Below are 26004 nucleotides of genomic sequence, written 5' to 3'. Positions count from 1 at the left end.
AAACTGCCCATCTATCTTAGACTAGGAATAGATGAACAGTCAAATAAATCACTACCTTTGATTAGATTTAAGCAATCTTAATCCATTTAGAATGACTAGTATGGTACTTCCTTCATGACCAACTACCCCAAATGGCAAATTAATCAGTTGGAAGACATTAGCCGTTATTAGAACCAATATTACTGCTATTGCAAAACAAATATTTTGCCAGCTAATCCAGTAAAGTCGTTTGGAAAGTGCGAAGGCATATGGAATTTTTTCTAAATCATTTTTCATTAAGACGACATCTGCTGTTTCCATTGCGATATCCGTCCCTTTTCCCATGGCAATACCAACCGCCGCATGCGCAAGAGCGGGTGCATCATTAATTCCATCACCAACCATCGCTACACTTCCATATGATACCGATAATTCTTTTATCACATCTACTTTTTTCTCAGGCAAACATCCAGAAACTACTTGATCCATGCCTAATTCGGCTTGTATTGCTGCACCAGTTTGTTCATTATCACCCGTTACCATAATAGTTTTAATTCCTTTTGCTTGAAGAGCTTTAATTGTGCGCATCGCTTCAGGTCTGCAGGTATCTTTAAGTGCAAACATCGCTAATACAACACCCGATTTAGCAACATAGACAACGGTTTTCCCTTCACTAGCAAGTTTCTCAAAGGCACCACTCAAAAACTCTCTAGCGCTCTCTGTTCCAACAAAACCAGCTTTACCAACTTGCCATATCTCTCCTTTATAATCCGCTTGCACTCCCCAACCAGGGACGTCTGTTATTTCTATTTCTGTTATATTTTTCGTTACTTCTGCATCCAAATCTTGTGTAATTGCCGCAGCCAATGGATGTAAAGATTGCCGTTCTAATGCCACAACCATATTTATTATTTCCTGTTTATCAACATTTTCTGCAAACAATCGATCTGTTAAAACTGGAGTTCCATTTGTTAGAGTCCCTGTTTTATCAAATGCGATCGCCTTTATACCACGCAAATTTTCTAAGTGTACACCGCCTTTAAATAAAATACCATGGCGTGCACCATTAGAAATTGCCGCTAATGTCGCAGGAGTCACTGATGCCACTAATGCACACGGAGAAGCAACCGTTAATAAAACCATCGCCCGATAAAAAGTCTCATTCCAAGACCATCCTAGCGCAAAATGTGGTAAAAACATCATTACTAAAACAAACAACAACACTGCTTTGACATAAGCATCTTCAAACCGTTCAATAAAACGCGCTGTTTTGGAAGGTTCGCTTTGAGCTGTTTCTACTAACCGAATAATCTTACTGAAAATCGTATTATCGAAAGTTTGAGTTACTTTAACCGTAATAGCACTACTTACATTGACTGTTCCACCAAACACTTCCGAACCAGCAGATTTCATGGCAGGCACTGATTCGCCATTAATTGCCGCTTCGTTTAAAGTTGTCGAACCACGAACAATAACCCCATCTATTGGCACACTTTCTCCGGGTCGAACTAATACCATATCATCCAATTGTAAATCTTTTGCAGCAATTTCTTTTAAATCTCCATTTGGTAGTAAAAGAAATGCTCGCTCTGGTTGAAACGCCATCAATTTCGTAATTTCGCGTTTACTTTTATTTGTTGTATACGTCTCTAAAGCCCCACTAACGGAAAAAATAAAGATTAGTATGGCACCTTCAAACCAATAACCGATGATTGAAGCACCTGTAGCCGCTAAAATCATCAATAGTTCTACATTTAACTTTTTCGTTTTAATAGTTGCTTGAATTCCTTCTTTGGCTTGTTCAAAACCACCGATAACAAACGCACTCAGAAAAATTACTGCAGTCCAAAAATCACCGACTTCATTGCCGACTAACCACCCTACAATAATTAAAATCCCACTAATACCAGTCGTTACAAATTGCCAATTCCGTTTCATCCATTCTTTCATCCTACTCATCCTCTCCAAATGATAATGATTCCCATTACTCTAAAAAACACAAAAATCTGCTCTCGCAAATGCGAAAAACAGATTAAACAATAATTATTATAATTAAGAATAAAATTAGCTCTTTCTAATTCACTTGTTATTATAGCACTTTTCAAAAACCTTTTCAAACTAATTGATAAAATTAATATCTAATTGAGAATGAAATTCAGTATCATTCGATTACATAAAAAAACACTTGAGCAACATGCCCAAGTGTCTATTCCTATTAAGGTAATTGATTTCCAGCCGCACGGTAAATTTCATACCATTCTTCACGGCTAAGTGTTACATCAGAAGCTTTTGCGATGTCTGCAATTCTTCCCGGATTCATTGTACCAACAACTGTTTGGAAGCTAGCTGGATGGCGCTGAATCCACGCCACAGCAATTGCTGAATTGGTTACACCTTTATCAGCAGCTATTTTATCGATTGTTTTATTTAATTCAGGGAATTTATCGTTATCTAAGAATACCCCTTCAAAGAAACCATATTGGAACGGGGACCATGCTTGGATAGTCATATTATTTAAGCGACTATATTCTAAAATACCACCATCACGATCAAGCGAAGGATCAATCGTCATATTTACGTTAAAACCAGTATCAATCATTCCTGTGTGCATAATGCTAAATTGTAGTTGGTTGGCAATTAATTCTTGGTCTACGTATTTTTTTAGTAGCTCGATTTGACCTGGATTTTGATTACTTACACCAAAATGACGAACTTTTCCACTTTTTTCTAGCTCTGTGAAAGCAGCTGCTACTTCTTCTGGTTCAAAAAGTGTATCCGGACGATGAAGTAATAGTGTATCTAAATAATCTGTTTTTAGGCGCTTTAAGCTACCTTCTACAGAAGAAATAATATGCTCTTTTGAAAAATCAAAGAATCCTTGACGAATCCCACATTTTGATTGAAGAATCATTTTTTCACGAATCGTTGCGTTCATATCAATTGCATCAGCAAAGACTTCTTCTGATTTACCGCCACCATAAATATCTGCGTGATCAAAAAAATCAATACCGTTTTCAAGTGCTGTGTTAATTACTTTATTTGCATCCTCTTTACTAAGATCCGCCATTCTCATACATCCAAGCGAAATTTCTGAAGCTGTTAAAGCGCTGTTACCAATTGTTATTCGTTTCAAATCAAGCACCTCTTTCGAAAAGTATATCCTTATTCTAACACTTTGTTGTAATCGTTACCAAGCTTAACCTTCTGAATAAAAATTAATCCCTTTTTCGGTATCTTCTACAAGAATTCCAGTCGGACGATTAAGCAACAAAATACAATAATAAAAATCGCCCACACAACCTGAAGTATGTAGTGCAAAAATCAAATAGATGACCGCTTCATTCACCCCGAGAAAACGTAAGAAAATGAATAAACCTGTAAGAACAATAAATGGCGCAATCGAAATAATAAAGAATTGCGATTTTGTATAAAATGATCCCGGACTTGTCGCATAAGCCATTCCATTTTTAAAGCCAAATTTCACTTTTCCTTCTGGATGAAATGCTTTAAAGAAAATTCCATGAACACCCTCATGAATAACAAGGGATAGCAAATAACCCAAACACAGCCAGATCACTCCCTCAAAGCCATTTGCAATTTCAAAACCTCCTGAAAAAGCCAACCCTAAAACGGTTAATACAAGCACAATAACAATGGCAACAATATTCAAATTTATAATTAGCTTTTTACTTTCAAGTAAATTTATTTCCTCTATTAATTTTCTTTCCAAGTATGCTCCTCCTTTGATAAAAAACGCTGGTATTTTAACTAATTTTATTATACAATACTTCTTGTCGGCATTCTATGTCACAGTGGAGAAATACCCAAGTCCGGCTGAAGGGGACAGACTCGAAATCTGTTAGGCGGTGTATGCCGCGCCGGGGTTCGAATCCCCGTTTCTCCGTTTTTTGTATTTAATTAGAAAAGGTTATCAATTATAATAGATCTATTTATAGCCCTATTATAATTGATAACCTTTTTACTTTCTGTTTAACTCAGTATATATGAGAAAAGTTTTGCCACGGATTTGCCACAAGGCATAATATTATACTCCTCTTTATTTTATGCAGAAATATCAATATATTTTACTTATTGTGGGTCTATAAAATTCGTACACAGGAATTATTCTGATTCAATCGACTTGAAGCAACCACTAACATTATATTCATCACGAATGTAAAATAAACAACCCTCTGTTTGTACAGATATACTTCCATTGTAAGTTTTGCTATTTCACAATAAAAGGATGCCGATAATCAGCATCCTTTTAGCACTTATAAACATTTTAACTGCGTACAATTAAAATGCCAAGGTTTAAAACCTTGTTCCTTGTTTAAATAATATCAATGCTAGTATACTTTGTCAACTATTAAACGCAACGCCGAAAAAAACCTTTTGATATCATTATTTTGTTTATAAAATTCTTTATTTCTATCACATCTCTTAACAAACTCTCTAAAAACTTCTTTTTTATTGTCTTGTACACCAGTACTACAATATTTTTTGTGTAAGAGAACAACAGCAAATATATCATGTATTCTTTTAACTCTAAGTTGATTGGGGCTAAGATATATGTTATTAGCTTTTAAAAATAAATTGTTAGTCCTTCCTTGCTTTATCCCCAAAATCAACGGGGTGCTATGAGCTGCTTTATTCCTTATATTCTTAGCAAATTTTAATAATTCATTTGCCATTTTAAAATTTTCTTTATTGAAAAACACATTAGCATAATAGTATTCAACGAACATAGTAAAACTACCATAGCTCATTAACTCTAATGCGACCCATACAGGTGTTTCTTCATAGTATTTTGTATATATTTCAGTATATATTTGAGTTCCGTCTTGGTTAAAGAACATTTCTTTTTCAAAAAGTCGTCTTTTCCTATTGCTATCAACTGCAAAAAATGATTTTACTATACCATATCCATCCTCTATTTTATCCAAAGTAATATTTTTTAATATTTTAGTTTTAATAGAGTGCTCAATATCTAGACACATTTCCAATAATATATATCTTAATCTCATATCCAAAATAGCTAAATCAGATAAATATGCAAACTCTAGATTCTTATATTTACCAGTAGGGTCTTTCTCATAGTTTTTCCTATAAGAGCCGAGTTTATAAAAATAATTATTTTCCTTCAATATTTCAATTGCTTCTGTTTCGTTAATAATATTAAATTTTATGCCTTTAACATTCATCTTCTCAATAAGTTCATCATAAGTAAGTAACTTCTTTTTTTTTATATTTTCCACTTATGCATCGTCCTTTTATATTGTGATAAAGGTATTATAACATAAAAACAATCCCCTTAAAAATCGTGGACAGCAAACCTAATCTTGCAAGAAGAAAGTAACCAAATTTTGTTTTCAAATAAGCTATCCAGTCTTCTCTCATACCTATAATAATAAAATAATATCAACTGGAAGCTTTCCGTACTTTTTGTATTTCTCTGCGAAATTTACAAAGTCGTATAAAGCACATTGTACTAGTGTTTCCCCTTAGAAATTTCGGTGTATTAGAATTATTTGCTGATTTATGTATGCAGTTTATCTACTTCACTTTCACTAATAATGTTGGATTCAATCTGCTGTCCCATCATAATTTATGATTCCGTAACTTGTTGTTAATTTTAGCTCATTAGAAATTTCCCAAGTGATAACTAATAATACTTATTTGAGAATTGCTACTTTAGCCATTGTTGGATCGTGTCCTCTCAAAAATACTGCTGTATAGAACAAATTATGTTAGAGTAAAAAGTTGAGTTGTTTCAAGGTGTAACGGTTAAGCAAAAAGTTTTAGAAACATATTCGCCTGAAAAAACAAACGCTTGATGAACAAGTCCAACTATTTGTCCAATAAATTTTTGGGAAATCCAAATATGCTATTGCGTTATAAAGAAACTATAACAAATTTAATCAAAACGCATTTCAAGAGATTACTTGCATTTAGCATGTTGTAAGGTCATGGTATTATGGTATTTTGGATAATAGAAGTTCCATGACTTCACCACGGAACTTCAGCTTTCAGCATGCTCTCATGATGATTGAAATCCGCTAAAATGGCAAGAAAAAATCTACTAAAATTAGTTCTAATAGCAGTAAGCATTGAACTCCGTCATGTGTAGAAAACTAATTCCCGTGTAATTGACACCTAGTGGAATGATGTACAAAAAGAGCAGGATTAAACACCTACTCTCTTTGTACATTGTATTAATTGGCTATTAAGTATAAGTTCGTATTACTTCTTCACCACAATACTCACATACATCCCCTCATCCAGCTGCCAATTCTTCACCACTTCAAACCCAAATCGAGCAAGTTCTTCCCTCAATTTCACCGCTGAAATTTGAATTTCCATTGGTGGACCTTTCAAATCTGTGCCTTTCGTATCAAACTCCACACAAGCAAAGTAGCCGTCAGTTTTCACAACTCTACTCACATCGCTCAAAACATTCTCAAGCGAACTCGCTTCATGTAGCACGAGCGATGCAAGCACAACATCCACTGAACTGGCTTCAAGTGGGATAGCCTCCATACTCGCTTCTAATGTTTGTACATTTGCCAACTCTGCTTCCTTCGCTTTCTCCTCAATTAACTTCAACATTTCCGCATCTAAATCTAATGCAAAAACTGTATTATCGACCAATTTCGCAGCTGGAATTGTTAAAAACCCCGTTCCCGCTCCTAAATCTAAAATACTTGCTGTTTTTTCGATCGGTATTGATGTCAAAAAACCTTCTGGTGAGAGCACTTCGCTCCGCTCTGGTCGATCCAAATAATCTACTTTCCGCTTAAAACCAGCTTCCCCGTGATGATTATGATGATGATTCATATTAGCACTCCTTTAATGTTGATGTTTTTTTATTTCTACGACAATACTGCCTACTGTTTGCTTGCTTAAATAATCTTCCATTTGTTGCTCTGCATTGTTCATTACTTCGCCAATTAAGCAGTGTGGCTTACTTTCGCTATGGTTTTTAGGGTCACAATGAAAGAAAGCTCCCTTTCCTTCGATTGCTTGAATGACATCTAGAAAACTAATACTACTCGCAGGTTCCGCTAACTTATAACCACCATTTACTCCTGTCACTGACTCAACAAAACCCGCCTTCACAAGCATCGTTAACACTTTGGATAAATAGGTCGGTGACACATTTTGTTTTGTCGCAAGTTCTTTCACACCAACAGATTTTTCTGGTGATAAATTTGCTAGATAAACCATCGTATGTAACGCATAATTGGTTGCTTTAGAAAATTTCATCCATGCACCTCCATTATTAAAGACTCAATATATCTATAATATCTTTATATAAACTATTTGTCAATTTATAATAATAAAAAACCTTCCCCTAAAGAATAAGAAAAGGTTTTAAATTTAAAATAAATCTTGCAATAAAGCAAATAGTTTACGCTCATTAGGGACGCAATAATCCGGATGAAAAGCTGCCTTTTCCGGCTCCAAATGCCCTCGCCTATTTAACCAAATGGCGTTCCATCCTGCGCTTTTCGAACCGATAACATCATTTTCGAAAGAATCACCAATATAGTATGTTTCCGCGCTATTAATACCGATTTGTTCCTCTACTAGCTTAAATATTTTCTTGTCTGGTTTTTCGATACCTACTCCACCAGAAATAAAAGTATGTTCGGCTGGAATATAGTCGTTTATTTGTAAATCATTTATTTTATGTTGTTGATGTTCTTTAGGCCCATTTGTAATAATTCCCATCATTATATCGTTCTTTTTAGCCCAAGTGAGGATTTCTTTTATTCCGGATGAAAGTTCAATTTTTCGCTGGTTTTGTTCGTAAGCTTGTTGAAATGCTTCTGCTTCTTTTTTCGTAATTTGATAATCAAAATCGTTTAATGCTTGCGTAATTCGGTAAATGTGCATTTCGGCTTTGGGCATTTCTCCTCGAACAACACGGTGATACACTTCATCACTATAAAATCGACTTTTAATATATAAATTTTCAATTTTCAGATGGTCTGCTTTTTCAAAAACAGTTTTAAACGCTTCTTCAAATGGTTTTAGTTGGTCATAGACTGTGTCATCAATATCAAAGATTAAGTTAATCATCATTTCCTCCTGCAAAATTCACTACTTTTACTCTACCATTAAATCGGAAAAGTAGGAAGAGCCTAAGCACTTTGCCTAGACTCTCCTTGTTATTTAGCTAATTGTTTGATTCTAGTAGTTGCGCCTTTTAGGTTGTAGCATTCGGAGTAGTTACGGATAGGGCGTTTGATATGATCAATAACAAAGCGTTTCCCATCAATATTGTTCGCAGCTAAGTTGGCATATAATGTATTGATTTCTTTTTTAACAATGGCATCATTGAATGTGTAATGGCCTGCGATATCTAGGATTTCAAGTGATAATTCATCATCTTGCATAATTTCATTGATGGTGATATCTTTTTGACCATCTAACATCCATTTACGCCAGCGTTCACTTTTAATTGATTGAATTAGTAAAACTTCACGTGCGTTAGAAGGTGTTTTAATTAAGCCATTTTCTACTAATTTTTGCTCTAACTCAACTAGTTTCAAGTACGCGCGAGTCTCTTCTGTTCCGTATTGTGGGGCTACGTTGGTTGCTGTTATTTCAGATGGAATATGTTCTAAAAGTGTCACGTCATCGAGATAATCGCCATTGTGCTCTTTCAAACCGACACCATATTTTTTAGCCATCTGTGCTAAATCATAAGCATTTTTAAAATTAAAGTGACCTACTTGCTCTGTTTTACGAGTTAATGTACCTGTTTGTCCAACAATGAAAGTCGGTAATGGTAAATCACGTTTTTCTAGCTCCACTTTTAATTGTGTAATAAATTTTTCATAGGTTTCTGTTGAAGTTAGTCCGCCATTTGTTTCTTCCGTTCCCACTTCATAGCCGATTTCAGGCAAACCACGTTTTTTTCGTTCTGTTTCACAAAATGCAATTAAATCAACCGTTCTTTCCAGTACAGTTTCCAGTGGAATAACTTTTCCTACTTCAAAAGGATCTTTAGTTGGGTCAATCATTAGTAAGTCAAAACCGGCTTCAATATCCGCTACATAGGACTGCTTCCCTAACTCCATTGCTTTTTCTGTTGGTAAGTGATCATTTCGCTCTTGATCTCGTTGCCAAGGACCTCCGTGATCACGACAAACATAATATAGCCCATCAAATTCTACTTCATTTGCCACTTCTTTAATTGCTTCAATAAAACTAAATTGATTCCAACCGTTAACATATCCACCACCAAGTTCATCTGCATCCACTTGATTTCGGCTTGCTATAAACATTAATGGATAATCATCTTCCTTTGCTAATTCAAAACTTGCTTGTAAGAGATTGCGTGACATTGGACCGACCCCAATAAGAGTTGCGCTATCACCGGTTGTTTGTAATTTCAAAAGTGCTTCTACTGCTTTTTTAATTGGTAATTTCAATTAATTATTCCTCCTAAAATTTTATTCGAACATTGTTTGTAATTTTTTAATTAACGTATCTGATTTTTTTATGATTTCTGAAACGCTCATTTTAACCACTTTTTTTCCTTTAAATCGTTGGCTTTCTCTTATTTCGACATCATTTGTGATAATGACGCAATCCGCTTCTTCGATTTCTTTAACAGTTAATTTATTTTCGATGCCAGAGGAGCCTTGCGTTTCTACTTTAATCGTGACACCCATTTTTTTAGCGGAGAGTTCAAGTGATTCTGCCGACATATACGTATGCGCCACACCGCTTGGGCAGGAAGTTACTGCTACAATTTTCATTATTATCATCCTTTCTAAATATCTTCAAAATTAATATCTAAATCATCGATGTCTTGCCCTTCTTCCAGTGCCTCGTCAAGCTCTGTGGCATCTTTCTTCAAAATCCGGAGCATAATTGCCGTCACAACAGCTCCAAGCGCAATAGAAGCAACATAGCCAATTCGGTTATCGACCACAGGTAAAACGATTAATCCACCCCAAGGCGCATGGTTTAAACAACCGAATAAGAAAGCCGAAACGTTACCTACAATCGAACCAACCATAATCGAAGGGATAACTCGTAATGGATCAGCTGTTGCAAAAGGAATGGCTCCTTCCGTGATACCAACGCTTCCCATCAAAAGTGCCGCAATTCCAGAATCTTTTTCCACACGAGTAAATTTTTTAGGAAACAGAAGAGTTGCTACTCCAAGTCCTATTGGTGGTACACAAATCGCTACTCCAACCCCACCCATTAAATAAGGGAGTGTGTCCACTTGAGTTTGCGCAAATGTCGCTGCTACTTTATTTACAGGGCCACCCATATCAAACGAAATCATTGCACCAAGAAGTGCCCCTAGTGGAACTTTTGCAGCGCCAGATAAACTATTTAGTGCATTTGTCATCCAGTCCATAAAACCTGAGATTGGTTCTCCAATGAGGAAGACGATAATTCCACCTGTAATTAAAGTCCCAAGTAATGGATAAATAAAAATTGATCCGAGTGTTCTCATAGATGGAGCTAATTTAATTTTCTTTAATTGAATTACGACAAAACCAGCTAAGAAACCAGCGATAATCCCACCGATAAATCCAGCACCAATTTCGTTTGCTAAATATGCGCCAATCATCCCAGGTGCAAGACCTGGCTTATCCGCCATACTAAATGCTATGTAACCACCAAGAATCGGAATAAAAAGGGCGAGACCAGCTGCACCAATTTGGTTTAATTTTGCTAACCACCCCGCGTCAGGTACTGCGGCTTGTCCGCTCAACATAACAGATAGTGCAAATAAAATCCCTCCAGCTACCACAAATGGAATCATATAAGAAGTGGCTGTCATCAAATGCTTTTGCAAAAACTTAAGTGTTCTCATTTAGTTATCCTCCTTCACACTTTTGTTTAATAGTGCCACTGTTGCAGTGTCGTCTAACTCACTTAATTTCATTCGGAAATCTTCATGCATTAATAATCTTGCAAGGTTCGACAGTACTTTTAAATGTAAATTATTTTGGTTATCTTCTGGTACAGCAATTAAAAACACAATTTGAACATATTCATTCTCTGTGGTCCACTTTACTGGTTTGCTTAATTTCCCAACAACGACACAGGGTTCTTTTACGCCACTACTTTGGGCATGAGGCAAGCCGATTTCGTGCCCAATATATGTGGATAACGTTCTTTCGCGTTCTAATATAGCTTGTTCAAAAAGGGATTTATCTGCCAAATAATCAGCTTTTTCTAACACATTAACTAATTGTAGAATCGCCTCTTCTTTAGTATTTAAATCCATGTTTGAAATAGACAAGAAGTCGATTTTCACGCCCATATCATCTAACCTCCTCTTCATATTTTTTTATAATTCTATCAGCATCAATTGGATTTTTTGCTTGTTCTAATTTGGAAATAAAATCTGTTTGATAGGTCATTTTAGTTAATGTGATAATTGCTGGAATTTGCTCTTTTTTATCTTTACTGGCGAGAATAAAAATGACTTTGGCTTGCTTCTCTCCAAATATAACCGGCTGTTTGTTAATTAAAAGTGCCATGCTATTCATTTGAACCAAATTACTATCATTGCCGTGAAATAGAGCGAACTCCTCATCTTTCACTGAATAGAAACCTAACTCTTCTTGAATTTGTTTGATATTCTCTGCATATGCCGGGAGAACGAAATGATTATCAGATAGTAGCTTCGTTGCCTGCTGAATCGCGTCTTGCCATGTTAAATGCTCTGCTGTAATCTGAATTGCGTCAGTTCCAATTAAATCACTGAGTCCTAACTTTCGATTCGGAATACTAACATGCCCATAACCAAGCTCTTCTTTAATAATACTAACCACTTGTTGCTTTACGGCACTGTCAAGAAAGCTGAGTCGTTTATTAATCGCAAAATAACTTGTCAAAATATTCTTCTTTTTTAAACCTTGCTTCTCCAACTCCACTAAATCACATTCTTTTAAAACGGGACTTACTTTGACAGTTGGCTTTGGTAAAGGTATCGTCACTTTCGCTGTTGTAATGACTAAATCAACTTCTTCCCAAGCAGTGAAATCTTTTAACATATATTCAGGAATAGTTGCAACAAAAGCGATTTGATACTCGCTGTTTAACGTATCTTTCATCATTGCAATTGCCCCGTATCCTAGACCACAAACAAGCAGTATATGCAATTTCTCCTCACGCTGATTACGCTGGATACTCGCTAAAAAATGAATCGCCAACAAAGATATTTCGCTCTCATTTTCGACACTTTCCAGTAACGGAATAGTTTTAACCACCTTGCTTGTTGCTTGTAAAATATAGAGAAATTCTGTTGGAATAACATCAAAGGTATCTTCATAAATCTGCACATTCCCTCTCACTCGCTCTATAAGCGGCGCAACATGGTTGAGTAATCCTTTATACAAAATCGCATCTTCTAAAAAAGGTAAATTAAGTTCTTCGCTCATGGAATTAATCAATGAATTTACTAAGGTTTCTGTTGTAATCAAGTCCATTTCTTCATTCAAGCTTGCATACTTATTCGTGAAGAAAACGAATCCAACTAGAATATTTAATTGTTCCTGACTAAGCTCATAATCCAAAATCACTTCTATACCTTGAATTAACTGAGAATTAAAAATCGGCAGTACAAGCTTTGCGTCTTTGAGTGGATTAGCTACATCGTTTTTTATATACCAACAAAAGACTAAAATATTCGCTAAATACCAGTAATACGATTCATCATTTAAAATCCAACCCATTTGTTTCAAAAGTTGCTTAGACCACTTATTCACGCCATTCATATCAATATTTTTAAGCGACACTTTCATTTCACTTAACATACATTTCTTATAAAAGTTTGTTTCTGTGTCTTCATTTTGGATAAAATCAATATAATCACGCGAAATCCGGACACGCTCATTCAAGAGAGCGTTTTCATTACCAGTTAATCTATAGCCTTGTTTATAAACCAATTGGAGATTCGACTTTTGTAAATGATCTTCAATCAGCAATAAGTCTTTTTTTATCGTGGTTCGCGAAACATACATCCACTTACTTAAATGTTCCAAGTTCACCTTTTTAATATTAAAAAATAGCAAATACTTCAAAATATTGATTCTTTCTTGTGGAGCAAAAATATAAGCTTCTTTTTCCTCTAGCGCTAATTTGGCCAAATCAGCTGGTATAACTAATCTCCCTTTTCCCTCCTTCAGAATTGGTTCTAATTGATTAAGCGTAAGTGCATCATTAATATTGTCGATATCATACCTTACTTTTCGCTCAGATATTTCGAGCTTTTTACTAATATCACGAATACTTGATTCACTTCTGCCTTCTAAATACTTGATGATTAATATCATTCTGCCACTTAACATCTCTATCACCTCTTTATACTAGTTGCGATAAAATGATTTAGAAGGCTTGCTCCTAACTCCATGTTACCGCCGTGTAAGCACTTCCACAATTTACATAATACGAAATAAATTTTTACAAAAACTACAAGTCTAATGATTTTCCTTTCTAAAAATCGAACTAAAAATGTTAAATAGTTCACTGTTTTATTATAACGTCTGGTAAAAAGAACTATTCACTTGTTTTATATTAAAGCTATTATTTTTATAAGTGATTTAATGTGGCGGTTTAGTCATACCTTTCAAATAAAAGGATATAAATTAATTTGGCGGATGAAAAAGACACGTTATTTTTGGTATAATTGAAAATAGTTTTCTCGGGTACATACATAGTAGAGAAAATAAAGGAGGAGAAATATGTGGAAAAAGCATAAGTGGCTGATTATGGCAGTATTATTATTGGTAATTTATGTCGCTCCATTGTTTATTCTTGGCGGGAATAGTCATGTGAGAATCCATGATAATTTAGATTCCAATGTGACTTGGTACAAAATGGTTTTGGATAGCGGCGATTACACCGCAAAAGTCGGTACAGCCAATATCGATCAAATAATGAATGATAGTGTCCCGCGTGATTCTTTTGATTCGGAGTTTGTTGGAATTGACTGGCTATATATTATTTTTAGTACACCTTTAGCCTTTGCAATGAGCCAATTGATTACTCGCGTATTTGCATTTTTAGGATTATTTTTATGGGCAAGAGATTATCTTATTAAAGATAAAAAATATCATGTGCCACTTTATTTTATTTCCTTAGCTTTTGCGCTGACACCATTTTGGCCATCAGGCATGCTTAGTACGCTTGGTATGCCCCTTGCTTTATGGGCATTTTTGAACATTAGGAATCATAAGCGGCGTACCTGGAATGTAGTCATACTAACACTGCTTCCGTTTTATTCTAGTTTAATATTAGGGTTTTGCTTCTTTTTGGTAATGGTTGGATGTATTTGGTTGTATGATGTTTTCAAGAAAAAACAAGTAAATATTCGATTTTTATTAAGTATGATTTATATGGGTTTGCTTTATATGCTCGTAAATTATCGATTTATTTACGCTATGTTCCTTCACCCAGAACCGGATTCTAGAAGTGAATTTGGGCTACATCATTTGTCCTTCTATAGTTCAATTAAACTCAGCTTAAAAAACTTTGTAAATGGACATACTCATGATCAGGCGCTTGCGGGATACGTGATTTTACCAATATTACTTCTAGTACTTATTCTAATCATCCTAAAAAAAGAATGGGCTAAAGAAAAACTATTTTTATGGTTGTTTGGCTTTAATTTATTTTTATCATTTTGGTATGGTTTTTGGTGGTTTGATGGCTGGAATATAGTGAAGGAACATGTGGAAATTATGCGGACCTTTAATTTTTCACGATTCCATTTTTTACAGCCGTTTTTGTTCTATGGTTTATTTGCACTTGCAATCGTATATTTAATCAAAAAAGGAAATTGGTGGAAAAAATTAGCTTATCTAGCAATTGTGCTCCAACTGGTCGTCGTTTTCTCTAATAATTCCGAGATTTATTATCGTACGGGGAACGGGTCACCAAGCATTAATCAGTTCTATGCTACAGAACAAATGGAAGAAATTAAAAATTATATCGGTAAACCGCAGTCTAGTTATCGCGTTGGTAGCATTGGACTACATCCGTCCGTTTCTCAAGAAAATGGTTTTTATACTGTCGATGGCTATGTTAATTCCTATCCACTTGCTTATAAAAAAGCTTTCAGAAAAATTATTGCTGGTGAATTAGATAAGAGTCCAGTTTTAAAAGATTATTACGATAATTGGGGAAATCGTTGTTATTTATTTTCTGCTGAATTAGGGAAAAACTATGACTTCGGAAAAGACTCCAAAAAACATATTAAACAGCTAGATTTTAATTCGGAAGCTTTTAAAGCAGTTGGCGGCGAGTATCTATTATCTGCAGTACCAATTGATAATGCATCTGAAGTTGGCTTAAAATATGAAAAAGCCTTTAATAATAAAGAATCTTATTGGAAAATCTATTTATACAAAGTAAAAAATTAAAAAGCAAAAGACAGGGTTTTGCTCCTTTTTCTCGGGGAACAAATCCCGTCTTTCGCTTTTTTTGTGGTATGATTAATGAAAGGAGTGATGATTTATGAAGAAAACCATTCAGTCAGTTGGTGTTTGGGGCGATAGTATTATGAAAGGCGTTCTTTTCAATCCAGAGAAAAATCGTTATACTTTGCTTAAAAACAACTGCATTAAACGTGCATCTGAAAAACTTGGCCTGACTTTTCAAAATCATTCCACAATGGGTCGTACGATAACAAAAGGTCATGAAATTCTAACAAAAGACTTAGCAAAAGATGCAACAAATGATATCGCCATCATTGAATTTGGCGGAAATGATTGTGATTTTAACTGGACGGAAGTATCTGAAAACCCGACAGCTGAACACATTCCTAGCACACCACTTGATATTTTTGAAACACAACTACTTGAAATGATTGCTCGATTAAAAAAATTAGATATTAAGCCAATTTTAATGACATTACCTCCCCTTCATGCGAAACGTTATTTTGATTTCATTACACGAGATGGGCTGAGCAAAGAGCGAATTCTACACTTTTTAGGGGGCGATGTACAAATGATTTATCGCTGGCAAGAAAGGTATAGCAATACTATTTCGCGAATCGCTACGGAAACAGGTAGTCATATTATCGATATTCGCGACAGTTTCCTTTCCGAATTTCATTATGAAAATTTGCTATGTGCAGATGGCATTCATCCAAACGAAGCTGGACATATCCAAATGTCACGCAAATTTATTCAATACGCAAGTTTCCACTAAACATAACCCAAAAAGGAGGAAATCATATCCTACATTTACAAAAAATGACAAATGCTGATTTAGAAGATTTTTTGTCAGTAGCAATTATAGATTACGCCAAAGACAAAGTCGAAGCAGGCACATGGGCAGCGGAAGAAGCTTTAGCAAACTCCAAAAATTCCTTCAATAAATTACTTTATGATGGGATTACTACCCCAAATGAGTATCTTTACAGCATTTTTAATGATCAAAAAATCGGTTATCTCTGGTTCCATGTTGACGAAAAACAAACAGGAAAAAATGCCTTTATTTATGATTTTGTGATTTTTGAAGCATTTCGCGGCAAAGGCTTCGGTACGAAAACTCTAGAAGCTTTAGATATACTAGCCAAAGAAATGAAAATTAATAAAATCGAGCTCCATGTTTTCGCTCACAATAAAACAGCGTTAGGTTTATACAACAAAGTAGGCTTCGAAAGCACTGATATCACAATGGCAAAATATCTATAAAAAACGGCGTGAATTCCTTTATTTTAAGGATTTCACACCGTTTTATTTTCTTTCTACTTTTAAAATTTCTAACTCCGCTAATTTTTCGTGCCCTTTTGCTGTTCGAACATATCTTGTAATTTGGTTTTCTGTTTTTCGAAAAATATAGTGATACGTCTCTAACCAGTAAACCCCAAACAACAATTCATTTTTCGTAAATGCGTGCGCTCCTGGAAATTGCATCATTTCAAAAACCAAATGATCCATCGTCGCATTTTTTTCTTCTGTTTTAGATAAAATTTGATAGATTACCGCTTCTGTTGGCTTATCCATCTTATCCACCCCCGCTTACAACATCCCTATTTCCCCAATATGATATACGAAATAAATTAAAATGAGTAATAAAATATTAAAACCAAGCAAAATCCACTTCACTAATTTTTCTTTGACAAAAAAGACACTAATCGTTGAAACTATTCCTAAAAAAAGCGGAATTATTTTGTAGAAAATGCCTTTTTCTCCTCCTGGTACAATGTCTGAAATATGTAATCCCCAAGTTAAAATTATCCAAGTTACAGTTAGGATTGTTAGTAAAAATGCAACAAAGTCTTGCCAGTTCCTTTTCATCATAACCCCTCCTACTCTCTCTAAGCTTAACATAAAATTGCGTCACAACAAAAAACAAGCTAATTTTTGCAGCTTGTAAATCGTTAAATTTTAATTAAATTTAAGGCAAAAAGGGCTACAAGTAAAATGTTGAAAAGAATAGCAATCCATTTTTCATCCAACAGTTTATTTAATCTTGTTCCAATTAGAGCTCCTAGTATAGCTCCTGGTATCATATAAATACCAATCGAAAAATCACTACCGCCAATAATCGCGTATGAGCCAATACTCGCCATCGAAGTAAGTAGCGTCACATAACTTGATGTCGCAGATGCAGTTTTTTGATTTAGCATGAAAATGAGTAATAAAATTGGTATAACAATTGGACCGCCCCCAATTCCAAATAACCCAGCTAAAAACCCAATTATCACTCCAAATAAATAAGGCATAATTCGATATTTACTTAAAAAATGAGGTTTTTCGTTATTACGCTTTTTCTTCCAAAACATTAATAACAATAAAGTAACTATTAACGCCCCATACATAAAACGATAAACCGATTCTGGCAACATTTGGTTAACCATTGCCCCAAGAAAAGTAGTTGGAATACTAGTTACAGCTATTTTTAGTGCTAACACTACATTCCCTTGTTTCCGTTTATAATAAATACTACAGGTAAAAATTGCCATTGTAAAAACAGTCAGGGCAGAACTAAAAGCTGCTGTTCCTTGAGAAATACCCATTAATAACAGAATCGGCAAAAGAATTACTCCGCCGCCAATGCCTAGGAAACTTCCAACTACACTTGTACTCAGTGCAATCAGAAAGTATGTTATGATATCCATCTTTCTTCCCTCTCTTCTTTTCCCTTTATCAGCTTAACATATTTCGCTGTTATAAAAAGTACTAAAAAAAGACAATAAGCTATTGTCTTTTGAATTTAAATGCTTGGAATTGGCTCAATCACCAAATCATTACCAGCATTATCTATATAAGTTACTTTCATTGCAGCTAAATCGGCTTCCCACAGTCCAATTCCCGCCAAACCTGCTAATGTAACAAACTGCTCAAAATCTATTCGTCCCGCTTGTGCTTCTTTAATCGCAACTCGTAATTTTTCTGCTGAAATTTCTGTTGAAACTGGCATAGGAACACCATTTAATGTAGCTTCCACCATATTTTCTTCTTCATCCCAAAACACATAAACACCTCTTTGGACTAAAAATTGGTATTTTGTAACACCTAATTCTTTAAATCCTTGGATAACTTTTGGGAAATCACCAGCATTTTCTTCACTCGTTACAACTTGTAAAATCGCTTGTTCATTCAACATAACTAATCTCCAATCAAGTAAGTCTTTCTAACATTATACCTGATTTTGCAACGAATCTAAACAAGTGGTTTTTCTTCTTTAAATGTTTCGATTAATGCTTCTTCCAAATCATACAAAGAATCGTTCGTTTGATCCAAAGTATACCCGTGATCTAGCGCAAAAATGATAATGGCATCTCGGCGATTTTTGGCGTATAAAGGTGGATATTCCGTATATTTTAATAATCTGCTCGCTTCATGCCCGGATAATTTAAAACCAAAAGAAAGAGCGATTGTCCGGTCGCGTGATGGCCTTCTAACTCCACTAAAGATCTGATAACCATATGTTTCATGGAGTCTTGCCGCACGAATGACACTCGCTTTTGTTAATTTTTTCTCCACTAATAATTCTTTTAAGTATGTCACCATTTCACTTGATTTAAATTCTGCCTCGTTTTCATCTAAAACTTGGCGTAAATTTGTTGCTTTTTTTAATTCATGAAGTAATTTACTTGTCTCTTTTTCCCCATCCATAAGGCGCACCCCCGACTGTTTTTTTTATTATATCACGAAATATCTACCCGACTACTATGCTTCATGCTATAATTTCACTATAAAGTGTAGAAGGGATTTTAGATAAATGGGAGAAATGACACTCGCTTTTATAGAAGAACAATACAAAGAATTAGATAATCTAAATAATAAAGAAAACCCTGCTGTACTAACGCGAAACACCTCAACAGGAGAATTATTTGTTCGCAAAATAATCCCTATTGGCTTTGCTCATGTGTTAGAACAACTCAAAAAATTATCTAGCAACTATTTACCAAAAATAGAAGTAATGATTCCAAATGGTAACGAGTTGATTGTCTATGAAGAATACATAAACGGAAAAAATTTAGCTGACTTAATGAATACAAATGCAACTTTTGATGCTGATGAAGTAACTCGACTAATGTTAATGCTCTCAGATGCGCTCACAGAACTTCACGCAAATGCTATTATCCACCGCGATATAAAACCATCTAATATCATGATTTCAAGTGATGGGGTTTTAAAATTAATTGATTTTGATGCTTCCCGTGTTTTTGAAGTTGGTAAAAATCAAGATACTGTAAATCTTGGAACGATTGGTTATGCAGCCCCCGAACAATATGGTTATTCTCAAACCGATGCACGTTCAGATATTTATAGTATCGGCGTATTAATGTTAGAGCTATTACGCGGGAAAAACAATCTACCTGATAAAGAAAACGCCACTTCTCTTGAAAAAATTGCCATGCAAGCTGCCGCATTTGATCCTGAGCAGCGTTACCAAACCATTCAAGAATTCCGGACAGCAGTCAAAAATGACTCACTTGGTCCAAGCTACGTCTCTGAATTGTCCGATTTCACTGCGTTAGATGATTTTCCAACTGAATTTGATTGGGAAAATATAGCGACAGATTACGAGAATGATTTTATTCCATGGTATAAACATATTCCTGGCTTTAGAACTGGGCAACCGTGGAAAATGATTGTCGCTGTACTTGGTTACATATTCTTGATAGTTGGTTTATTTAGCCCACCAACAGAGGGCGTTAAAATGTCTCATACAGTTAACTTTTTCAGTAACTTTTTTCTTATTGTTCCTGCTTTCGTTATCTTTACTAATCTCTGTGGTATTTGGTCCAAATTACCGCTACTTAAATCCTCCTCTCCTGGTACAAGAAAAGCGGGTATAGTCATTTATATTATTGTTTGTGTAACTATTTATGGTGTTTATAATGAAATTTTTTCTTAGTCCTATGCCCGTTGCATAGGACTTTTGTTATCTCCACATGGTCTAATAGAAACAGATAAAAGATGAAGGAGAGAAGAAAATGAAAAAATTGAAAAGCGTTTTATTATTAATGGGGATCATTACTTTCGCCCTAGCACTAACTGCATGTGGCGGGACAGACGATAAAGCAAGTACAGAGAAAACAGAAACAGCCAAAGCAGAAACAAAAAAGAAAACCGATCCCAATAAACTTGGAGATTATAAAGTAGAAATACTTAGCTCCGAAATAGTAAAAGATTTATCAGGAAGAGATGCGATTGCCATCAAAACAAAATTCACGAACAATAGTAAAGAAAATATTTCTTTCATGGTAGCTATAGATCAACAAGCATTCCAAAATAGCACTCAATTAGATACTGCGGTTGCAGCAGATGGTAGCTTAGGTGGCTCTGATAAAGATGTACAACCCGGAGGATCCTTAGAAGTAACAAGTACTTATACATTACAAGACGCACAAAATAAAGTAGACGTAGAGGCAAAAGAATTAATCAGTTTCAGCAAAAATTCTGTTAAAAAATCATTTGAATTAAAATAAAAAACTTCCGCAAACAGTCATTGTTTGCGGATTTTTCTATTTAAAAACCTAATCTATTCTCAATACGACTACGCAAAGAATCATTTTTATTAAATGAATCCCTAAGTTCTATCGCTTTTTTAGGATAATTGGTGATGATTCCATCTATATTTTTCCGTAAATACATTTGCATTAATTTTTCTTTATTTACTGTCCAAACGAACACCTTTTTGTTATTTTGCTTGGCTTGTGTAAGTATTCGTTTATTAATAGAAAAATCTTCTAAAACAATAAAATCAGCAGATGTTTTTGGTAAGTTCCCGATATTGAGCGCTAAAATAATGCCAGTTTCAAGCGAAGGGTCGGCATGTTCTATTTTCTCGATAACAGGCTGATTCAATGATTGGACTAGATACTTATCCGCTACTTTTTCTTTCTTTAATAATGTAATAAATTGTTCTACCATATCGCTTGATTCCCCTCCGTGCAGTTTCACCTCAACTAGTAAATCTATCTTATTCTTTTTTGCAGCATTGATAATTTCATCGAAAGAAGCTATATGAGATGAGTAGGCACCACTAGTTATCTTAGTTTGCTGTAACTCTTGTAATGTCATATCTGCTACTCGCTTAGAACTTCCAGCAAGTCTTCTCAGTGTCATGTCATGGAAAACAACAAATTGATGATCTTTGGTTTCTTGAATATCAATTTCGCTGTAATCGGCCCCAGCTTTTGCAGCAGACTCAATAGCTTCTACCGTATTCTCAACAGCATTCACTGTATCACCACGATGAGCAATTATTTTCGTGTTTGGTTCATACAAAGTTGCATTAACTGCATAAACATTAAAACTGCTAAAAATAATGAAAATGATTATTCCGCCAACAATAAATCGTTTTTTATGAGGGAACTGACTGCGTGAAACAGAAGTCGTTTGTGCCTCTATAGTAAAGGCATTTCTCACTAATAATTGCGCAATAATCCCTTGGAAAACCCCAGCAACAAAGAAACCTATCACTTGTAATATAGTTAAAGTAATGCCAGCTATAACCACCGCAATTCCCGGATTTATTTTTTCTATCAAGAGAAGAGGCAGCATTATAATCGTCGCGATAATAGATACTAAAAAGCCCATCACCACAATAAGTAAAATCCATTTTAGCAACATGAAAAACAAGCGTTTTTTCGGGTAATTCCAACTTTTCCGGATAGCTCCGTTTATTTTTATTGACTTATCTTCAATGAAATACGGCAGAGCGAACACAAGTCTAGCACTAATATAGAAAATAATCGCCATTGCAATAACATAAAGCCACGTCCCTGTCGACGTTTTCATTAATTCATCTGTAATAAAATGAGGCAAATAGAGATTTTCTGTTATCGTAATTGGTAAAGATAATCCAGCAATCGGTAAAAGCAAAAAGAAATATAACAAAAAATAAACCGCTTGATAACTAAGAAAATATTTTGCTTTTACATTGAGCCTCTGAATGATTTTGAAAACGGTATAGCTTTCTCCTCGCAATTGATAAATCGCCATCATTATAAAGAAACCCAGTTCATAATAAACAAACATTAGAATGAGTAAAGCTAAAATAAGCAGCATAATAACGGCAACAGGACTCGAAATAATCTCGCCTAGATTGGCATCTGTAATACCTGGCACTCCGATAACCCGGAGAATAAAGAAAAAGAAATAATAAATAAACGGCCCAATCACAAATGCCTGCAAAATTGTTAACAATAAGGTTACTTTAAGATAATCTGTCTTAAATTGATACATAACTTTTAAACTTTCTTTTAAATCACTCATTTACTTCTCCCTTTTTTGTTCGTTTTTCAAGGCTTTATTGTTTAACAAAGAAGTAAATTCAGGTATAATTAATTCATAAAGTTAACTATTTGAAAGAGGTGAATTTATGCATCCGATTGAACAATTGTTAGCAAATAAAAACATTTCTGCCACTGATATCGAATCAAATACTCGCTTAAAAGAAGGCTCTTTACAGAAACTTATCGACAAAGATGTTCGTACTTCTGATATTAGCCTACGTGTCCTTAGTCAAATGGCTTTATTCTTTAATACTGGAACTGATATTATCGCTAAACAGCTTAGTGATATAGAGGTATCTAATGATCTCGTCTTTCTAATTGAAGACTAAATAACCAAATACATCATTGTTACATCAAAATATCGACCATCCACTTGCATTAATGCTGGAATCTCACCAGCTTCGATAAACCCAAACTTTTTGTATAAATTAATTGCTCGTTTATTTTCTGAAATTGCCTCTAAATAAATAAGCTTTAAACGCTCACTATTTTTAGCATATTGTATTAATGCTTCCATATTAATGGATCCAATACCAAGACCCCAAAATTTCTCCCGTATTGAAATAGCTAATTCTGAAGTATGTAACTCACGCTTTTTTGTATGACCTATAAGCTGCGAAACACTCGCTAACTCCCCGTCTATAAAACATAGTAACATCACAGAACCTGAATTTTCTGCTCCTTCTTCTATATATTTTTCTTCTTCCGCTGCGCTAAATGCAAACTCACCTTGACCAAAAGATAAATAATCTGTCTCACCAGCCACTTCATTCAAATAAGAAATAATATCACTTGCATCCTCTTTCATAGCTTCTCTAATTGTCATTATTTGTCCATTTTTCAATTCTTTTGTTTCCATTCAGACACCACCTTTTTTTGCTATTATAGCCTATCCAATCTATTCCAGCAAACAACAAAAAAAGCTAGATGATAGCATCTAGCTTTCCGAAAAACTTATTTATTGAATGAAATGACTATTTTTCCAACCGCATGGTGCGTTTCACTTAACGCATGTGCATCGAAAACACCTTTTTCAGAGAACGGGAAAGTTGCGCCAACAATTGGTTTAACTGTTTTATCAGCAAGTAATTTCCCTAGTTCTTTCAGCTGCTCGCCGTTTGGTTGAAGCCATATTCCTGTCGCTGTAACGTTTTTCTCTTTTGCACGATCTTCATTTGAAATCCCAACGATACTAACTAAACGACCAGTTCCAGCTTTTAATACATCATAGCTATCAGTTTCGATTTCGCCGCCCATTGTATCAAAAACAACATCAATATCAGAAAGTACATCTTTAAAATTAACTTCTTTATAATCAATAACTTGATCTGCACCAAGCGATTTGAGTAATTCATGATTCTTCGCGCTAGCTGTTGTGATTACCTCTGCTCCAGCATGTTTGGCAAGTTGAATCGCCAGTGTTCCTACACCGCCAGCACCAGCATGAATTAAGACTTTTTCACCTTTTTGTAGATTTGCATGATCAAATAGTGCTTGCCATGCAGTTAGTCCTGCAAGAGGAATAGATGCTGCTTCATCAAAACTAATGCCTTCTGGAAGTGGTGCAAGCAAGTGGTCATCTACTGCTGTATATTCTGCATACGTACCAAAACGAGTCGTTTCAGGACGTGCAAATACTTCATCCCCAACTTTCCAATCTGTTACGCCTTCTCCAACTTCTGAAATAACGCCCGCTACATCCCAACCTAAAATAATTGGGAATTCCCAGTCCATCATTTGTTTTAGGTATCCTTCACGAAGTTTCCAATCAATCGGATTAATTGATGTTGCTGCCTCTTTTACAATTACTTGGTTTTTACCAGCTTTTGGCATTGCAACTTCTTTTTCTTTTAATTCTTCTTTTCCACCATAATTTTCAATTACAACTGCTTTCATTTTCACTTCTCCTCCATTTTCTCTACATTATTCATCATTTTTGTGACTGATTTTAGTAACGCACGAACTTCATCCTCTGAAAATGCCTCTAAAGCTTCTGTCTGGAATGTTTCTTTTTCTAGAAGTAAAGAAGCTAATTCCGCCTCGCCAGCTGTTGTTAAAAATAAGTACGTATAGCGTTTATTATCGTCTTGCTTTTTACGAATAATAAGCCCTTGATCTTCCATTCGCTTCAAATGACGGGTAATACTTGCCGAATCAATATAAAGTTTCTCTTTTAACCGATTTTGGCTTTGACCAGGTGTTTGCTTAATATGAAATAAAATCTCTACTTTCGTAAAACTCATATTGGTTTGTTGTTCAAAAACATGACTAATTTCCTTCGATAACAAATGCATCCGGTAAAGTAATTCTGACCGTTCTGTACATGGTTTCAGCGTTTTCACCTCCATAGTTGATACGTCAAATGATATATCAACTATTATACGCTTTCTTTTCTAAAGCACAAAACATCTGCTCAAATATTAGCGGCTAATTTTTTGTAAGCAATATACTTGCCGCTAACAATCAAAATAAGCTACACTTAATAGATAATTCGAAAAAAATGGAGGCAAAATGTAATGACAAATGTACTTTTCATCAAAGCAAATGGTTTACCTGCCGAACGCTCAGTCAGCGTGGCACTATATGAAATCTTCCTAACTGAATACAAAAAATCTCATCCAGATGATAATGTAACAGAACTAGATTTATTCGAGGCAGATTTACCTTATTATGATGTAACAATGATGAGCGGCTTACATAAACAAGCGGCTGGCGAAGAAGTAAGTAGTGAAGAAAAACGTTTAGCTGATATTGCCAATAGTTACTTAGATCAATTTTTAGCAGCAGATAAAATCGTAATGGCTTTCCCACTTTGGAACTTTAGTATTCCAGCTCAATTCTTAACTTATTTATTCTATTTAAACCAAGCTGGAAAAACATTCAAATATACGCCAAACGGTCCAGTTGGATTAGTATCTGACAAAAAAATCGCACTTCTAAATGCTCGTGGCGGTATTTACTCAGATGGTCCAATGCAAGGCTTTGAAATGTCTTTAAGTTATGTCAAAAATGTACTAGCTCACTTCGGTATCTCTGAGCCAGAAATGGTTATCGTCGAAGGCCACAATGCAAAACCAGATCAAGCAAAAGATATTATCTCTGCAGGCGCAAAAGAAGCCGTAGAATTAGCTAAAATATTTTAATTTAAAAGCGATTAATGAGTTGGTTTACTCATTAATCGCTATTTTTTTTTGCATTTTTAACATATTTGACACATTTTAGACTACTTGGTGGGGGAAAAGAGGACTTTTGAAAATATAGTAAATGCTAATATT

At 34.9% G+C, this 26004-nt stretch carries 28 protein-coding genes and 1 tRNA gene; 8 read left to right on the top strand and 21 right to left on the bottom strand.

Translation table 11 applies throughout. The annotated features are described in order from the left end of the window. Positions 1 to 51: 51 nt before the first annotated feature. From LWE_RS03110 to LWE_RS03100, 3 genes are all read right to left on the bottom strand, one after another. Positions 52 to 1929, bottom strand: a complete 1878-nt coding sequence (locus LWE_RS03110) for a heavy metal translocating P-type ATPase (RefSeq protein WP_011701452.1) — start codon at positions 1927 to 1929, stop codon at positions 52 to 54. A 265-nt stretch (positions 1930 to 2194) separates the two neighbouring features. Next, positions 2195 to 3112: an aldo/keto reductase gene (locus tag LWE_RS03105; protein WP_011701451.1), complete on the bottom strand. Its 918-nt coding sequence runs from the start codon at positions 3110 to 3112 to the stop codon at positions 2195 to 2197. Positions 3113 to 3175: 63 nt separating this feature from the next. Then, on the bottom strand, positions 3176 to 3709 hold the full coding sequence (locus tag LWE_RS03100) for a DUF3267 domain-containing protein (RefSeq protein ID WP_011701450.1): 534 nt from the start codon (positions 3707 to 3709) through the stop codon (positions 3176 to 3178). Between the two features lie 84 nt (positions 3710 to 3793). On the opposite strand from LWE_RS03100, the gene LWE_RS03095 reads away from it, so the two are divergent. Continuing rightward, a tRNA-Ser gene (locus tag LWE_RS03095) sits at positions 3794 to 3883 on the top strand. A 445-nt stretch (positions 3884 to 4328) separates the two neighbouring features. Here the strand turns inward: LWE_RS03095 and LWE_RS03090 are convergent. From LWE_RS03090 to LWE_RS03050, 9 genes are all read right to left on the bottom strand, one after another. Then, entirely contained in the window at positions 4329 to 5237 is a 909-nt protein-coding gene (locus LWE_RS03090) for an Abi family protein (protein ID WP_011701449.1), read from the bottom strand. Positions 5238 to 6222: 985 nt separating this feature from the next. Continuing rightward, complete coding sequence (locus LWE_RS03085; RefSeq protein WP_011701448.1) at positions 6223 to 6816, bottom strand: class I SAM-dependent methyltransferase; 594 nt, start codon at positions 6814 to 6816, stop codon at positions 6223 to 6225. Positions 6817 to 6828: 12 nt separating this feature from the next. Continuing rightward, positions 6829 to 7245: an Rrf2 family transcriptional regulator gene (locus LWE_RS03080; RefSeq protein WP_011701447.1), complete on the bottom strand. Its 417-nt coding sequence runs from the start codon at positions 7243 to 7245 to the stop codon at positions 6829 to 6831. A 114-nt stretch (positions 7246 to 7359) separates the two neighbouring features. Then, on the bottom strand, positions 7360 to 8064 hold the full coding sequence (locus LWE_RS03075; protein ID WP_011701446.1) for an HAD family hydrolase: 705 nt from the start codon (positions 8062 to 8064) through the stop codon (positions 7360 to 7362). An 89-nt stretch (positions 8065 to 8153) separates the two neighbouring features. After that, positions 8154 to 9422: a class II D-tagatose-bisphosphate aldolase non-catalytic subunit gene (locus tag LWE_RS03070; protein WP_011701445.1), complete on the bottom strand. Its 1269-nt coding sequence runs from the start codon at positions 9420 to 9422 to the stop codon at positions 8154 to 8156. Between the two features lie 21 nt (positions 9423 to 9443). Then, positions 9444 to 9752 carry a PTS fructose-like transporter subunit IIB gene (locus LWE_RS03065; RefSeq protein ID WP_011701444.1) on the bottom strand — a complete coding sequence of 103 codons (309 nt, stop codon included), beginning with the start codon at positions 9750 to 9752 and terminating at the stop codon, positions 9444 to 9446. A gap of 14 nt (positions 9753 to 9766) precedes the next feature. Beyond that, the gene (locus LWE_RS03060; protein ID WP_011701443.1) at positions 9767 to 10828 is read right to left on the bottom strand and encodes a PTS fructose transporter subunit EIIC; all 1062 of its coding nucleotides are present in this window, start codon (positions 10826 to 10828) and stop codon (positions 9767 to 9769) included. Then, the gene (locus tag LWE_RS03055) at positions 10829 to 11281 is read right to left on the bottom strand and encodes a PTS sugar transporter subunit IIA (RefSeq protein ID WP_011701442.1); all 453 of its coding nucleotides are present in this window, start codon (positions 11279 to 11281) and stop codon (positions 10829 to 10831) included. It abuts the gene before it with no gap. A 1-nt stretch (position 11282) separates the two neighbouring features. Then, positions 11283 to 13313, bottom strand: a complete 2031-nt coding sequence (locus tag LWE_RS03050) for a BglG family transcription antiterminator (protein ID WP_011701441.1) — start codon at positions 13311 to 13313, stop codon at positions 11283 to 11285. 393 nt (positions 13314 to 13706) lie between these two features. Here LWE_RS03050 and LWE_RS03045 point away from each other — a divergent pair, with 393 nt between their 5' ends. The 3 genes from LWE_RS03045 to LWE_RS03035 all read left to right on the top strand — a co-directional run bounded on the left by LWE_RS03045 (position 13707) and on the right by LWE_RS03035 (position 16664). Beyond that, entirely contained in the window at positions 13707 to 15386 is a 1680-nt protein-coding gene (locus tag LWE_RS03045; RefSeq protein WP_011701440.1) for a DUF6044 family protein, read from the top strand. 94 nt (positions 15387 to 15480) lie between these two features. Beyond that, positions 15481 to 16176 (top strand): SGNH/GDSL hydrolase family protein, encoded by a 696-nt coding sequence (locus LWE_RS03040; protein WP_011701439.1) that lies wholly within the window; start codon positions 15481 to 15483, stop codon positions 16174 to 16176. 26 nt (positions 16177 to 16202) lie between these two features. Then, entirely contained in the window at positions 16203 to 16664 is a 462-nt protein-coding gene (locus LWE_RS03035; RefSeq protein WP_267650877.1) for a GNAT family N-acetyltransferase, read from the top strand. 42 nt (positions 16665 to 16706) lie between these two features. Here the strand turns inward: LWE_RS03035 and LWE_RS03030 are convergent, their stop codons facing one another. The 5 genes from LWE_RS03030 to LWE_RS03010 form a co-directional block, all read right to left on the bottom strand. Next, entirely contained in the window at positions 16707 to 16976 is a 270-nt protein-coding gene (locus tag LWE_RS03030; protein WP_011701437.1) for a DUF3116 family protein, read from the bottom strand. Positions 16977 to 16991: 15 nt separating this feature from the next. After that, positions 16992 to 17270, bottom strand: coding sequence for a hypothetical protein (locus tag LWE_RS03025; RefSeq protein WP_011701436.1), 279 nt, complete (start codon positions 17268 to 17270; stop codon positions 16992 to 16994). 83 nt (positions 17271 to 17353) lie between these two features. Further along, complete coding sequence (locus tag LWE_RS03020) at positions 17354 to 18094, bottom strand: sulfite exporter TauE/SafE family protein (RefSeq protein WP_011701435.1); 741 nt, start codon at positions 18092 to 18094, stop codon at positions 17354 to 17356. A gap of 95 nt (positions 18095 to 18189) precedes the next feature. Then, a complete protein-coding gene (locus LWE_RS03015) occupies positions 18190 to 18582 on the bottom strand; it encodes a DUF1398 domain-containing protein (protein ID WP_011701434.1) in 393 nt (130 codons plus the stop codon). 56 nt (positions 18583 to 18638) lie between these two features. After that, a complete protein-coding gene (locus tag LWE_RS03010) occupies positions 18639 to 19094 on the bottom strand; it encodes a hypothetical protein (protein WP_011701433.1) in 456 nt (151 codons plus the stop codon). A 106-nt stretch (positions 19095 to 19200) separates the two neighbouring features. On the opposite strand from LWE_RS03010, the gene LWE_RS03005 reads away from it, so the two are divergent. Continuing rightward, positions 19201 to 20343: a serine/threonine-protein kinase gene (locus LWE_RS03005; RefSeq protein WP_011701432.1), complete on the top strand. Its 1143-nt coding sequence runs from the start codon at positions 19201 to 19203 to the stop codon at positions 20341 to 20343. A 79-nt stretch (positions 20344 to 20422) separates the two neighbouring features. Beyond that, positions 20423 to 20917, top strand: coding sequence for a DUF5067 domain-containing protein (locus LWE_RS03000; protein WP_011701431.1), 495 nt, complete (start codon positions 20423 to 20425; stop codon positions 20915 to 20917). A gap of 40 nt (positions 20918 to 20957) precedes the next feature. On the opposite strand, the gene LWE_RS02995 is transcribed toward LWE_RS03000, so the two are convergent. Continuing rightward, positions 20958 to 22709, bottom strand: coding sequence for a glycerophosphoryl diester phosphodiesterase membrane domain-containing protein (locus LWE_RS02995; protein WP_011701430.1), 1752 nt, complete (start codon positions 22707 to 22709; stop codon positions 20958 to 20960). A 106-nt stretch (positions 22710 to 22815) separates the two neighbouring features. On the opposite strand from LWE_RS02995, the gene LWE_RS02990 reads away from it, so the two are divergent. After that, positions 22816 to 23058, top strand: a complete 243-nt coding sequence (locus tag LWE_RS02990) for a hypothetical protein (protein ID WP_011701429.1) — start codon at positions 22816 to 22818, stop codon at positions 23056 to 23058. On the opposite strand, the gene LWE_RS02985 is transcribed toward LWE_RS02990, so the two are convergent. The 3 genes from LWE_RS02985 to LWE_RS02975 all read right to left on the bottom strand — a co-directional run bounded on the left by LWE_RS02985 (position 23055) and on the right by LWE_RS02975 (position 25077). Continuing rightward, positions 23055 to 23588: a GNAT family N-acetyltransferase gene (locus tag LWE_RS02985; protein WP_011701428.1), complete on the bottom strand. Its 534-nt coding sequence runs from the start codon at positions 23586 to 23588 to the stop codon at positions 23055 to 23057. The two genes, LWE_RS02990 and LWE_RS02985, sit on opposite strands and share 4 nt — an antisense overlap. 95 nt (positions 23589 to 23683) lie before the next feature. After that, a complete protein-coding gene (locus LWE_RS02980; protein ID WP_011701427.1) occupies positions 23684 to 24625 on the bottom strand; it encodes an NADP-dependent oxidoreductase in 942 nt (313 codons plus the stop codon). Between the two features lie 2 nt (positions 24626 to 24627). Continuing rightward, on the bottom strand, positions 24628 to 25077 hold the full coding sequence (locus LWE_RS02975; protein ID WP_011701426.1) for a MarR family winged helix-turn-helix transcriptional regulator: 450 nt from the start codon (positions 25075 to 25077) through the stop codon (positions 24628 to 24630). Positions 25078 to 25245: 168 nt separating this feature from the next. Between LWE_RS02975 and LWE_RS02970 the strand changes: the two genes are divergently transcribed. Further along, complete coding sequence (locus tag LWE_RS02970; protein ID WP_011701425.1) at positions 25246 to 25872, top strand: FMN-dependent NADH-azoreductase; 627 nt, start codon at positions 25246 to 25248, stop codon at positions 25870 to 25872. Positions 25873 to 26004 lie beyond the last annotated feature (132 nt).

Origin of the sequence: Listeria welshimeri serovar 6b str. SLCC5334, assembly GCF_000060285.1 — a bacterium.
GTDB lineage: Bacteria > Bacillota > Bacilli > Lactobacillales > Listeriaceae > Listeria > Listeria welshimeri.
Note: the sequence above shows the minus strand (reverse complement) of the source record. Positions and strands in the feature narration are given on the sequence as shown.